Source organism: Pseudomonas sp. (assembly GCF_049300855.1).
In the GTDB taxonomy this organism is placed as follows: domain Bacteria; phylum Pseudomonadota; class Gammaproteobacteria; order Pseudomonadales; family Pseudomonadaceae; genus Aquipseudomonas.
The window spans coordinates 1-13,019 of the sequence record NZ_JBAQKH010000039.1 but is presented as its reverse complement, the minus strand read 5'-3'; the positions used below and the strand labels follow the sequence as shown (position 1 = coordinate 13,019).

The window sequence follows — 13,019 nt, the reverse complement described above, 5'->3', positions numbered from 1 at the left end:
GATGTTTGGGGAATGTGAGCTAGATTGCACACCATGCCTTTAGCCGAATCCACATTCGATTACGAAGCCCGCCTCGCTGCCTGTGCCCGTGGCGAACGTTCGGCCCTGCGCGATTTGTATGTGCAGGAAGGCGCGCGTCTGCTCGGCGTGGCCAAGCGGTTGGTGCGCGATACGGCACTGGCGGAGGACATCGTTCATGAGGCCTTCATCAAGATCTGGAATGGCGCGGCGGGGTTTGATCCGGCGCGGGGTTCAGCGCGGGGCTGGATGTTTACGGTGACGCGGCATCTGGCGCTGAATCTGCTGCGTGATCAGGGCCGGGAAACACCCTTTGACGAAACTCACGAGGTGACGGTGGACGATGACGGTTACGACGGCCACGCGCATTCGGCACGCATCCACCGTTGTCTGGAACAACTGGAGCCACAACGGCGCCGCTGCATCCTGCATGCCTATGTCGACGGCTACAGCCACGCGCAGATTGCCGCGCGCCTCGACACGCCGCTGGGCACCGTCAAAGCCTGGATCAAGCGCAGCCTCAATGCCTTGCGGGAGTGCATGGGATGACCAGCGAATCGGCGCAGGACCGCGATGAACTCGCCGGCGAGTATGTGCTCGGCACGCTGTCGTTCGCGCAGCGCCTCGAGGTGCAACGTCGCTTGCCGAACGAACCCGAACTGCGCGCGGCGGTGGATGCCTGGGAGCGTCGTCTGCTGGAGTTGACAGACCTTGCGCCCGCGCAGCAACCGTCGGCGCAGTTGTGGCCGAGGATCGAACGCAGCCTCGAACGACTCACGCCGAACGCGCCATCGACCTCATGGTGGAACCTGCTGCCGCTCTGGCGCGGTTTGAGCGCGGCCGGATTGGCTGCAACGTTGATTTTGGGCTCGATCCTGCTGACCCAGACCACGCCGAAACCGAGTTATCTGGTGGTGCTGGTCGCGCCGCAGGACAAGGCTCCCGGTTGGGTGATCCAGGCGAGCAATTCGCGGGAGATTCAGTTGATTCCGCTCGGTGTGGTCGAAGTACCGGCGGACAAGGCGCTGGAATTCTGGACCAAGGCTGATGGCTGGCAAGGGCCGGTATCGCTAGGTTTGGTCAAGCCGGGGCAGGCGTTGTCGGTGCCGCTGGACAAACTGCCGCCGCTGCAACCGAACCAGTTGTTCGAACTGACGCTAGAGGGCGCCAATGGCTCGCCGATCGGCAAACCGACCGGGCCGATTCAGGCGATCGGGCGCGCGGTGAAGGTGCTGTAAGGCTCTGCTCTGCGGCTTCTGGCAAACATCATCGGCATCGATGTTTACAATCACGGCAATGAAGTTCTCATAAAAAATCCCGGGCGTAACATCGGCTCCATACCAACCAATAACACCCCGGAGCACACCATCATGAAACGCCAGACTCTTCTCAGCATCGCTTTCTCGGTTTTCGCCGTTAACGCTTTCGCTGCTACCCCGACCCACACGATGATCGCCGCCGATGGCTCGGATCGTCTGTACCAGAACGCTGTCACCGCTGATGGTTCCGATCGTCTGCAGGGCAACACGGTCGCCGCCGATGGCTCCGATCGCCTGCAGGGCAACACGGTCGCTGCCGATGGTTCCGATCGTCTGCAAGGCAACACGGTCGCCGAAGGTGGCGCAGATCGCTTGAACGAACGTCGCAACGCTTGAATGCAGTGCGACATCGCAACAACCCAGAGAAACCCGGCTTACCTCAGCCGGGTTTTTTATGTTTGTGTGTTTTATCCCGCCTTGGCCATGCAACGCTTGTAGCGCTCATCCACGCGCTTGGCGAACCACGCCGTCGTCAGCTTGCGGGTGATCTTCGGACTCTGCAGCACGATCCCCGGCAACACCGCGCGCGGCAGCTTTTTCCCTTCCGCTTGCTCCGCCAGTTCAAACACCCGTTGATAGAGTTTGGTCTCTTCGAACTCCAGGGTTTTGCCCTTCTCCAGTTGATCGCGAATGGTCGGGTTGCGCATGCCCAACGACTTGCCGAGGGTGCGCACCGCCAATTCCGTGCCGCCGGGCATGATCGAGTCGTAGCGGATCAGGTCGCCATCGAGCGCCAGCGGGATGCCCGAAGCACGGCTCACCGCATTCTGAAACGCTGCATTGCGGCTGGCGTACCAACCGGCGTTGAAGTCGGCGAAGCGATACAGCGGCTCGCGATAACTCACCGGATAACCGAGTAAGTGCGCGATGCCGAAATACATGCCGCCACGGCGGCTGAACACTTCGTGGCGAATCGTGCCGTCCACCGGGTACGGATAATCCTTGGCATGCTGTTCGGCAAATTCGATGCTGACCTGCATCGGCCCGCCGGTGTGGACCGGGTTGAAGCCGCCGAACAGCGTACGGCCCATGGGCACCCTGCCGATGAAGTCGTCGAAAATGCCACTGAGTTCTTTTTCACTGCGCGCCGCGTTCAGGCGTTCGCTGTAGGTTTTGCCGTTGGTTGAGCGCACTTGCAGCGCGCCGCTGACCAATAGGCTGGGGATGTGCACTTTGGCGGCGCGACGGTCGATTTCGTCGCGGGCGATTTTGCCCAGGCCGGGCACGGTGGGGTCGGCCTGAAAAGTGGATTCCTGTTCGGCCACAGCCAGCACCGAGCAAAGATTTTGCGTGGTCGGGCTGATGTTCTGCGCGGCGAACGCGGCGTAAATATCGGTGGCCCAGCCTTGGCGATCAGCGGTCTTGGCCGGCATCAGCCGTACGATCTCAGCCTTCACTTCAGCAGGCGCACGGGGCACCGGCTCCTGAGTGCGCTGCCCGGCGCAACCGGCGAGCACCAGCAGTGCGGCGAGGGTGATCGGTAATCGAAGTTTGTGCATGAAGCGTCATCCAGTCCGTTGTGCCGGGTTCACCATACGTTCAATGGTATGGCGCAGGCTAGGACTGCGAGGCCACTGCCACGTTCCCCAGGCTAATTCCCCTGTGCAATCAAATCGCCCGGAACAGAGCTTTCCAAGGCTGATGACAAACTGATTGCAAACCGTTACTGAGAAAACCTATCATTTGCACCTGGAGTCGCATTTGCGCAAGGAGTTCCCGCGCCGCCCTTATTTTTTCCAACCGGCCGCGCGCCTCCAGGTACATACATGCCCGCTTCAGCTCGACTCGCCGTCCCGTTTCGCCCGACGCTTCTCGCCCTGCTGTGCTCCCTGACTGTCACCGCTTACGCCGCCGAAGGCGATACCAAAGCGCTGGTCCTCGACGACGTCAACGTCAATGCCCAGGCCCCGACGCCCGGTGCCCTGCCCCCGGTCTACTCCGGCGGCCAAGTGGCCCGTGGTGGTCAACTCGGCGTGCTCGGCAATCAGGACATGATGGACGTGCCGTTCAGCGCCGCCTCCTACACCGAACAACTGATCCAGGATCAGCAAGCCGAAAACGTCGCCGACGTGTTGCTCAATGATTCGTCGGTGCGCCAGGCCTCCGGTTTCTCCAACCAGGCGCAGGTCTTCATGATCCGCGGCCTGCCGCTGACCGGCGACGACATTTCCTATAACGGCCTGTACGGCGTGCTGCCACGCCAGATCATCTCCACCGATGCGCTGGAGCGCGTGGAAGTGTTCAAAGGCCCGAACGCCTTTATCAACGGCGTGACCCCGACCGGTTCCGGCATCGGCGGTGGCGTCAACCTGCAACCGAAGCGCGCCGGTGATGTGCCGCTGCGTCGTTACACCACCGACATCAACAGCGAAGGCCGCATCGGTCAGCACTTCGACATCGGCCAGCGCTTCGGTGAGGACAACCGCTTCGGCGCACGGGTCAACCTGTCCCAGCGCGAAGGCGACACCGGCATAGATCACGAAAACCAGCGTTCGAAACTGTTCGCCATCGGTCTCGATTATCGCGGCGACGCCCTGCGTCTATCCGGCGACTTCGCCTATCAGAAAGAGCGCGTCAACGGTGGCCGCAACTCGGTCAACCTCGGCACTGCCACGCACATTCCGGACGCGCCATCGGCCGACACCAACTACGCGCCGAAGTGGGGCTACACCGACATCGAAGACACCTTCGGCATGCTCCGCGCCGAATACGACCTGAACGATAACTGGACCGCCTACGCCGCTGGCGGCGCCAAGCACACCCGCGAAGTCGGGCGTTACAACTCGACCACCCTGGTCGGTAACAACGGCGCGTCGTTCACCACCGGCTCGTTCATTCCGCACGATGAAGACAACACCAGCGTCATGGCCGGCCTCAACGGCAAATTCGATACCGGTCCGGTCAGCCACAAGCTCAACTTCGGCCTGACCGGGATCTGGACCGAACAGCGCAGCGCCTATGATTTTGACCTGACCCAGTACGCCAACAACATCTATCACCCGGTGCAGACACCGTCGCCGGTCGGTAACTTCTCCGGTGGCGACTTGAATGATCCCGGCATCGTCGGCAAGACCTTCAACCGCAGCATCGCGCTCTCCGACACTCTCGGTTTCTTCGATGATCGGCTGCTGGTCACCGCGGGTCTGCGCCGCCAGCAACTGGTGGTGCAAGGCTACAACTACGCCAGTTGGGGCAGTGGCGATCGCAAGTCGAGCTACGACGAATCGATCACCACACCGGTCTACGGCGTGGTGTTCAAGCCGTGGGAACACGTGTCGTTCTACGCCAACCACATCGAAGGCCTGGCCCAAGGCCCGACCTCGCCGACCAGTTCCGGCGGTTTCCGTGTGACCAACGGCAACGAAGTCTACGCGCCGAAACGCTCCAAGCAGACCGAAGTCGGGGTGAAAGTCGACATGGGCACTTACGGCGCCAGCCTGGGTGTCTATCGCATCGAACAGCCGAGCGACGGTTACTGCGAAATCAACAGCGCCACCACCTGCACCTACGTACGTGAAGGCGAGCAGATCAACAAAGGCGTGGAAATGAACGTGTTCGGCGAGCCGATCCAGGGCCTGCGCCTGATCAGCGGCCTGACCCTGATGGACACCGAACTGAAGAACACCCTCAACGGCGCCAACGACGGCAACCGTGCGATCGGCGTGCCGACCTTCCAGTTCAACGCCGGCGCCGACTGGGATGTGCCGGGACTGCAAGGTGTCGCGCTGAACGCGCGGATGCTGCGCACCGGCGGTCAATACGCCGATGCGGCGAACAACCTCAGCCTGCCGACCTGGAACCGTTTCGATGCCGGCGCGCGTTATGCGTTCAAGGTCTCGGAGAAGGACGTGACATTACGTCTGGGTGTGGAGAACCTGGCGAACAAGAAGTATTGGGAATCGGCTCAGGGTGGTTATCTGACCCAGGGTGAGCCGCGGGTGGCGAAGTTGTCCGGGACTATTGATTTCTAAGGCTGAGAAGCCCCTCACCCTCAAAAGCCCCTCACCCTAGCCCTCTCCCGGAGGGAGAGGGGACTGACCGTGATGTTCTTGCAAGCTACACCGAATTGAAATATCGAGTCGTACTCAGGTTTTGAAACGCCCCCAATCTGCTCCCTTCCCCCTCGCCCCCCTGGGGGAGAGGGCTGGGGTGAGGGGGTAAATTTCACTGTCACCAAAATCTCTCGCCGACCACCTGAACAAGGCCTCGCAGCCTCACACTGCGGGGCCTTTTTCCGTCCGGCCGACCAACTGGCCACCCTCTCCTCTTGATCCATACTTGCTGCACAGCAAACGGAGGACAGGCCCATGAACCGCAGCGACGTCCTGATCATCGGCGCCGGCCCCACCGGACTGGTGCTGGCCCTGTGGCTGAGCAAACTCGGCGTACGCGTGCGCATCATCGATAAAACTTCCGCGCCCGGCACCACGTCGCGAGCGCTGGCGGTGCAGGCGCGCACCCTTGAGTTGTACCGACAACTGGACCTCGCCGACACCATCGTGCGCCACGGCCATCGGGTGGCGGCGGCGAATTTCTGGGTCAACGGCAAACCGGTCGCGCAACTGCCGCTGAACCGCATCGGTGAGGGACTGACGCCCTACGCGTTCGTCGAAATCTTCCCGCAGGACGAGCACGAACGGCTGTTGATCGAACGCCTCGAAGACTATGGCGTCACGGTCGAACGCGACACCACGCTGGAAAGCTTCGAAGAAACCGGCGACGGCCTCACCGCCCATCTGCGCCGGCCCGATGGTGAGCAGGAAATCTGCCAGGCCTGTTATCTGGCGGGCTGCGACGGTGCCCGCTCAGTGGTGCGCAAAAGCCTCGACAGCGGTTTCCCGGGCGGCACTTATCAGCAGATTTTCTACGTGGCCGACGTCCAGGCCAGCGGCCCGGCGATGAACGGCGAGTTGCATCTGGATCTGGATGAAGCGGACTTTCTCGCGGTGTTTCCATTGGCCGGCGAAGGCCGCGCGCGGTTGATCGGCACGGTGCGTGACGAACGTGCGGATCGCGCCGAAACCCTGCAATTTTCCGATGTCAGCAGCCGCGCCATCGAACATCTCAAGGTGCACATCGAAGACGTGCACTGGTTCTCGACCTACCGCGTGCATCACCGCGTCGCGGAGCATTTTCGCAGTGGTCGCGCGTTTCTGCTCGGCGACGCGGCGCATGTGCACAGTCCGGCGGGCGGGCAAGGCATGAACACCGGCATTGGCGACGCGATCAATCTGGCGTGGAAACTCGCCGCGGTGCTCAGCGGCGCCGCCGAACCACATCTGCTTGACAGCTACGAAACCGAACGTATTGCCTTCGCCCGCCGGCTAGTGTCGACCACCGACAAGGTTTTCAGTTTTGTCACCGCCGAGGGGCCTATGGCGGACTTGCTGCGCATGCGCGTGGCGCCGTTTCTGATCCCGAAAATGGCTTCGTTCGAGGCCAGTCGCGAGTTCCTCTTTCGCACGGTGTCGCAAGTCACCCTCAACTATCGCGGCATGCCGCTGAGCCAGGGCGCAGCCGGCCACGTGCACGGCGGTGACCGTTTGCCGTGGGCGCATGATGGTGAGGGGGATAATTACGAATCGCTCAGGCAGCCGTGCTGGCAGGTGCATGTGTACGGCGACACCAGCGACGAGATGATTGCCTGGTGCCACGAACATCACTTGCCGCTGCATGTGTTCGACTGGCGCCCGGCGTTTGAAACAGCAGGATTGGGGCGTAACGGCTTTTATCTGCTGCGCCCGGATACGTACGTGGCGATTGCTGAAAACAGTGCCGACCCGAAAGTGATCGAACGGTATTTCCGCGATCACGGCATCCGGCCTTACTTCAACTGTTCCTGATCCAAAAACACCATAAATACCTGTGGGAGCGAGCTTGCTCGCGAAGGCGTCGTGTCAGCCAACACCAATGCCAACTGATAAACCGCTTTCGCGAGCAAGCTCGCTCCCACAGGGGTTATTGGGTGGGCGTTAGATCCCGGCCAATGCCAGATCCATCGCAAAGTAAGTGAAGATCAAATCCGCACCCGCACGCTTGATCGCGCCCAGGCTCTCGCGCACCACGCGATCCTCATCAATCGCCCCGGCCTGTGCGCCGAACTTGATCATCGCGTACTCGCCACTGACCTGATACGCCGCCAGCGGCAGGTTCGAGGCTTCACGGATGTCGCGGATGATGTCGAGGTACGCACCGGCCGGTTTGACCATCAGCGCATCGGCGCCTTCCTGCTCGTCGAGCAGTGATTCGCGCAGAGCTTCGCGGCGGTTCATCGGGTTCATCTGATAGCTTTTGCGATCGCCCTTCAGCGCACTGCCACCCGCCTCGCGGAACGGGCCGTAGAGTGCCGAAGCAAATTTGGTCGAGTAGGCCATGATCGGAATCTGGGTGAAGCCGGCCGCATCCAGCGCCTGACGAATCGCTCGCACCTGACCGTCCATCGCCGCCGACGGCGCGATCACGTCGGCACCGGCGCGAGCAGCGGCTACCGCCTGTTTGCCGAGGTTGATCAGCGTCTGGTCGTTGTCGACTTCATGGTTGTGCATCACGCCACAGTGGCCGTGATCGGTGTATTCACAGAAGCAGGTGTCGGACATCACGATCATTTCCGGCACGGCATCTTTGGCAATGCGCGACATGCGCGAGACCAGACCGTCATCGCGCCAGGTATCGCTGCCGGTGCTGTCCAGATGATGCGACACGCCGAAGGTCATCACCGACTTGACGCCGGCACGGGCATAACGCTCGATCTCGCTGGCCAGTTTTCGCTCGGGAATGCGCATCACCCCGGGCATGCTGTTGATCGGCACGAAGTCGTCGATGTCTTCCTCGACGAAAATCGGCAGCACCAGATCGTTCAGGCTGAACTCGGTTTCCTGGAACAGGCTGCGCAGGCTCGCATTGCGGCGCAGACGGCGGGGACGTGCTTCGGGGAACTGACTGGACATGGGGCCTTTCCTGAAAACGGCAGATGAGACGAAAGTCGTAGGGGGCGAAGCTTATGCCTTGCGGGGGGCGGGGTACAAACCTGGATCAATCAAGAGTGCATTACCGGGGGTGTAATAATCGCTGTGACACAACAAATCCCCTGTGGGAGCGAGCTTGCTCGCGAAGTCGGTGTATCAGCAATAGAAATGCTGGCTGACACGACGCCTTCGCGAGCAAGCTCGCTCCCACAGGGTTATGTGTGCAGCCCTGAGATTACGAGGGGATGGTCAGGCCGCGAACAACCGCCGGACGGGCGAGGAAGCGCTCAAGCACACGGGTAACATTGGGGAAATTGCTGATGCCGACCAGATCACCCGCCTCATAAAACCCGATCAGGTTGCGTACCCACGGAAACGTGGCGATATCGGCAATGGTGTAGCGCTCGCCCATGATCCAGTCACGGCCCTCGAGCCGACCGTCGAGCACCTTGAGCAGACGTTTGCTTTCATCGACATAACGATCACGCGGGCGCTTGTCCTCGTAATCCTTGCCGGCAAATTTGTTGAAGAAACCAAGTTGGCCGAACATCGGGCCGATGCCGCCCATCTGGAACATCAACCACTGGAGGGTTTCGTAGCGCAGCGCGCCTTCCTGCGCGAGTAACTGGCCGCTCTTGTCGGCCAGATAAATCAGAATCGCGCCGGATTCGAACAGCGGCAGCGGCTTATCTTCCGGACCGTGGGGATCGAGAATCGCCGGGATCTTGTTGTTCGGGTTCAGCGAGAGAAACTCGGCGGACAACTGATCCTGGGCATCGAAAGCGACCTTGTGCGGCTCGTACGGCAGGCCGATTTCTTCGAGCATGATCGAGACTTTGACGCCGTTGGGCGTCGGCAAGGAATAGAGCTGAATCCAGTCAGGGTACTGCGCCGGCCATTTCTGGGTGATCGGGAACGCGGACAGATCGGTCATGGGAAGCATCCAGTCACAAATTAAAGTCCTGAGCATAATCCAGGATCACCCGCTCTAGCGCGGGTTCTTTTCCCCGGCACCGTTGCCCCTACTTAAATCCGCAACATCCTGTCGCTAACCTGCGACCAGGCCGCGGAACGTTGTCGTTAGAGTGCTGCGCGCTCGCACGATCGAACCAAACGGCCCTCAGGGGACTCTGAGTTATGCCTTTCTCGCAGAGGAAGCCGTTCATGACAGGGAAAACATCCGGTGCTGGGAGCCCGCGGTGTAAAGGTTTGTCAGCCTTAACTGAATTTGCTGAAGAACTTTTTATTTCATGACGAACCTTATGCGTTTCGCCAAACGTTTCAAACATCGCGCGTATGTGGCCCTGCCTTCCCTGCTGGCCGTCAGTGCGCTGTTCCTGTCGCTGGAGTCCAGCGAAAGTCGCGCACAACCCGTGGACGGCACTCAGACGCTGGTGTTCCTGCGCCATGCCGAGAAACCCGAGGGCGGTCTCGGCCAGCTCAACTGCCAGGGCCTGAACCGCGCCATCGACCTGTCGACGCTGCTGCCGGAAAAATTCGGCAAGGCCGATTACGTGTTCGCCGCCAACCCGACGCGCAATGTCGAGGAAGGTGAGCTGGACAACTCCTACAGTTACATTCGTCCACTGATGACCATCAGCCCGGCGGCGATCAAGCTCGGCCTGCCGGTGAACATCGAGTTTTCGGCCAACGACACCAGTGATCTGGCCCGCGAATTGCTGGAAGACAAGTACCACAACTCGACGATCTACACCGCCTGGTCCCACGGCTACCTGCCAGAGCTGATCAACAAAGTGGCTGGCAAAGCGGTCGGCGAGAAACAGCACATCACTGATGACTGGGCCGGCAACGATTTTGACTCGCTGTATGTGCTGACCCTGACCTGGCACAACGGCAAGGCCAGTTTGCAGAGCCACAGCTACAAGCAGGGGCTGGATCATGGCAAGGAAACCTGCCCGACCTGAGTCATTTTCTGTCTGAACCGGCCTCATCGCTGGCAAGCCAGCTCCCACAGGTTTTGTGTACAACGACAATCACTGTGGGAGCTGGCTTGCCAGCGATGAGGCCAGCAAAAGCACTATCAAACCTTCTGATTCAACCGCTCACGCAGATACTCGAGCACCGCCCCACGCTCCCCGGCAAACTCGATCCGCCCGCCCTTCTTCTCGCGCTGAAACACATACATCGGGTCGTAATACTCACGCAGCAACCCTTCGATCCAGCCGCGATGCAAATCCACCGCGCCACTGCGCCCCTGCTCCGCCAGCGCTTCTTCCATCAACAGCAACATCCGTCGATGGCGCTCGCCACCCAAGCGCTTCTGCACGTTGTTGAGGCTTTCCAGCAGGCGTTCAGAGAACAGCGTAAAGCCCTCCTCGCCATGCACTGTGGCGAACTCCGCTGACAGCTCCACCACGTAATCACGCAAGATTCGTTCGACGCGATCATCAAAACGGTCTTCCAGCCAGACCATCGGGTACTGCTGCATGCCCTGATACAGCGGCAGCGGCAAGGCACAACTGCCCACCACCCGGCTCTCGTCCTCCAACACAAACTGCGCGATACCCGCGTCGCGTTTCTTGAGGATATCGATGGCCAAACGATTCTCGAAATCGATGTTCGACGGCTGCCCGGTCGCGCGCTTGCCGAAGCTTGAACCGCGATGATTGGCGTGCCCTTCCAGATCCAGGCCATTTTGCAACTGCACCAGCACTTCAGTCTTGCCGGTGCCAGTCATGCCACCGAGCAAGACGAAATCACATTGCGCGATGGCCTGCTCAAGGGTGTCGATGAGGAAGTTGCGCATCGCCTTGTAACCACCCGCGACGCGCGGATAGTCGATGCCCGCCTCGTCACGCAGCCATTGCTGGGTGATCTGCGAACGCAGGCCACCACGAAAACAATAGAGATAACCGTCGGGATGGGCGTGAGCAAAATCGGCCCAAGCCTGGATGCGCTCGGCTTTCACCGCGCCAGACACCAGTTGATGACCCAATTCGATAGCAGCTTGCTGACCGTGCTGTTTGTAGCAGGTGCCGATCTTCTGCCGCTCGACATCGTTCATCAGCGGCAGGTTGATCACGCCAGGGAACGCGCCCTTGTGAAACTCGACCGGCGCGCGGGCATCCATCAGCGGCCGGTCGTTGAGGAAAATATCACGGTAGTCGGTGCAGTCGCGGAGCATCAAATCACCTCGACTGCGTTCGTCTGTCGCTCAACCAGTTCGCCGATTGGCGCCAGGTCAAGGCCCAGTTCGGCGGCGACGGCGAGGAACTCGGCATCGCCCTCAGGGGTAACGGCGATCAGCAGGCCACCGCTGGTTTGCGGGTCACAGAGCACGCGTTTGTGCAGTTCCTGCACGCGGCCGACCTTGCTCGCATAGCTGTCGAAATTGCGCAGCGTACCGCCGGGCACGCAGCCCTGATCGAGGTAATACTCGACGCTGTCCAGACGCGGCACGCGATCGTAAGCGATGCGTGCGGTGAGTTGGCTGCCGTCAGCCATTTCCACCAGATGCCCGAGCAGACCAAAACCGGTGACGTCGGTCATCGCGGTGACGCCGGCGAGTTTGCCGAAACGGCTGCCGGGTTTGTTCAGGGTGCACATCCAGTCGCGGGCCACGCCGACGTCGGCGGTGCGCAATTTGCCCTTCTTCTCGGCGGTGGTGAGGATGCCGATGCCCAGCGGTTTGGTCAGGTACAGCAGGCAACCGGCGGTGGCGGTGTCGTTGCGTTTCATGTGGCGTTTTTCCACCAGACCGGTGACGGCGAGGCCGAAGATCGGCTCCGGCGCGTCGATCGAATGTCCGCCCGCCAGCGCAATACCCGCCGCGTCGCAAACGGCACGGCCACCGCGAATCACTTCGCGCGCCACTTCCGGCGCCAGCACATTGACCGGCCAGCCGAGAATCGCGATCGCCATCAACGGATCACCGCCCATCGCATAGATGTCGCTGATCGCATTGGTCGCGGCAATGCGGCCGAAGTCGAATGGGTCGTCGACGATCGGCATGAAAAAGTCCGTGGTCGAGACCACGCCGCGCTCGGCATCGATCTCGTACACCGCCGCGTCATCACGCGAGGCGTTGCCGACCCACAGTTTCGGGTCGAGGTTCTGCGCGCCGCTGCCGGCCAGAATCACTTCCAGCACCTGCGGAGAAATCTTGCAGCCGCAACCGGCGCCGTGGCTGTATTGGGTCAGACGAATCGGCTCGCTCATGGGGGAGTCTCAGGCTGTTGATGGGGCGGATTCTAGCAGAGCCACTGCGGCGGAATGTTTCACCAAGCCAGGCGGACAGTTGCGTTGAGTGTGAAACCACCATCGCGAGCAGGCTCACGCTTGTAGGGTTTTGTGTACGCCCCGTTCAAATATGGGAGCCAGCCTGCTGGCGATTGCGCTGTTCGACTTCACCTGAGTGCGCACAATCAAAAAATCGCTGCCTGCGATTTTTTGCGCTGTTAACGCTCGCGCTGCACCTGAGCAAAAATTTCGGTGATCGGTCGGTGAGGCTGGCGCTTTTGCATTTGCCGTACCTGTTCACTCATCCGCAGCAGCTCTTCACTGGGTTTGGCCCATTGCTCTTGTGGCAGCGGTTCTGACCATTCGCGCATGACGTCGGGCAGTGCCTGTTTGCCGATTCTTTCGAGGCGGCGCACTTCCCATTCGACGAGGTGGTTGGGGATCGTCCACAACGTCATGACGTGGTAGAGGTACCAGAAAAACCCGGACAGCCGAGTGCGTGTGCCTTCGCGGATCT

At 60.8% G+C, this 13,019-nt stretch carries 10 protein-coding genes and 2 pseudogenes; 6 read left to right on the top strand and 6 right to left on the bottom strand.

What is annotated here, in order from left to right; translation table 11 throughout:
- Positions 1-33: 33 nt before the first annotated feature.
- The 3 genes and pseudogenes from WA225_RS20470 to WA225_RS20460 form a co-directional block, all read left to right on the top strand.
- Positions 34-567 carry a sigma-70 family RNA polymerase sigma factor gene (locus WA225_RS20470; protein ID WP_422609342.1) on the top strand — a complete coding sequence of 178 codons (534 nt, stop codon included), beginning with the start codon at positions 34-36 and terminating at the stop codon, positions 565-567.
- The gene (locus tag WA225_RS20465; protein ID WP_422609341.1) at positions 564-1,256 is read left to right on the top strand and encodes an anti-sigma factor; all 693 of its coding nucleotides are present in this window, start codon (positions 564-566) and stop codon (positions 1,254-1,256) included. The genes WA225_RS20470 and WA225_RS20465 overlap by 4 nt, the downstream gene beginning before the upstream one ends.
- A 132-nt stretch (positions 1,257-1,388) precedes the next feature.
- Positions 1,389-1,670: pseudogene (locus WA225_RS20460) on the top strand (hypothetical protein); the annotation flags it as partial.
- Positions 1,671-1,744: 74 nt separating this feature from the next.
- Here the strand turns inward: WA225_RS20460 and WA225_RS20455 are convergent.
- On the bottom strand, positions 1,745-2,836 hold the full coding sequence (locus tag WA225_RS20455; protein WP_422609340.1) for a DUF1615 domain-containing protein: 1,092 nt from the start codon (positions 2,834-2,836) through the stop codon (positions 1,745-1,747).
- A gap of 267 nt (positions 2,837-3,103) precedes the next feature.
- Between WA225_RS20455 and WA225_RS20450 the strand changes: the two genes are divergently transcribed.
- On the top strand, positions 3,104-5,308 hold the full coding sequence (locus tag WA225_RS20450; protein ID WP_422609338.1) for a TonB-dependent receptor: 2,205 nt from the start codon (positions 3,104-3,106) through the stop codon (positions 5,306-5,308).
- Between the two features lie 336 nt (positions 5,309-5,644).
- Positions 5,645-7,180, top strand: coding sequence for an FAD-dependent oxidoreductase (locus WA225_RS20445; protein WP_422609337.1), 1,536 nt, complete (start codon positions 5,645-5,647; stop codon positions 7,178-7,180).
- A 129-nt stretch (positions 7,181-7,309) separates the two neighbouring features.
- On the opposite strand, the gene hemB is transcribed toward WA225_RS20445, so the two are convergent.
- Both hemB and WA225_RS20435 read right to left on the bottom strand, forming a co-directional pair.
- Positions 7,310-8,284 carry a porphobilinogen synthase gene (gene hemB, locus WA225_RS20440; RefSeq protein ID WP_422609336.1) on the bottom strand — a complete coding sequence of 325 codons (975 nt, stop codon included), beginning with the start codon at positions 8,282-8,284 and terminating at the stop codon, positions 7,310-7,312.
- Positions 8,285-8,537: 253 nt separating this feature from the next.
- Positions 8,538-9,236, bottom strand: a complete 699-nt coding sequence (locus WA225_RS20435) for a glutathione binding-like protein (protein WP_422609335.1) — start codon at positions 9,234-9,236, stop codon at positions 8,538-8,540.
- A 316-nt stretch (positions 9,237-9,552) separates the two neighbouring features.
- Between WA225_RS20435 and WA225_RS20430 the strand changes: the two genes are divergently transcribed.
- The gene (locus WA225_RS20430) at positions 9,553-10,227 is read left to right on the top strand and encodes a histidine phosphatase family protein (protein ID WP_422609334.1); all 675 of its coding nucleotides are present in this window, start codon (positions 9,553-9,555) and stop codon (positions 10,225-10,227) included.
- 116 nt (positions 10,228-10,343) lie between these two features.
- On the opposite strand, the gene mnmH is transcribed toward WA225_RS20430, so the two are convergent.
- The 3 genes and pseudogenes from mnmH to WA225_RS20415 all read right to left on the bottom strand — a co-directional run.
- Positions 10,344-11,447: a tRNA 2-selenouridine(34) synthase MnmH gene (mnmH, locus tag WA225_RS20425; protein ID WP_422609333.1), complete on the bottom strand. Its 1,104-nt coding sequence runs from the start codon at positions 11,445-11,447 to the stop codon at positions 10,344-10,346.
- Positions 11,447-12,481 (bottom strand): selenide, water dikinase SelD, encoded by a 1,035-nt coding sequence (selD, locus tag WA225_RS20420; protein WP_422609332.1) that lies wholly within the window; start codon positions 12,479-12,481, stop codon positions 11,447-11,449. Before selD ends, mnmH begins: the two co-directional genes overlap by 1 nt.
- A gap of 239 nt (positions 12,482-12,720) precedes the next feature.
- Positions 12,721-13,019, bottom strand: a pseudogene (locus WA225_RS20415) (hypothetical protein); the annotation flags it as partial.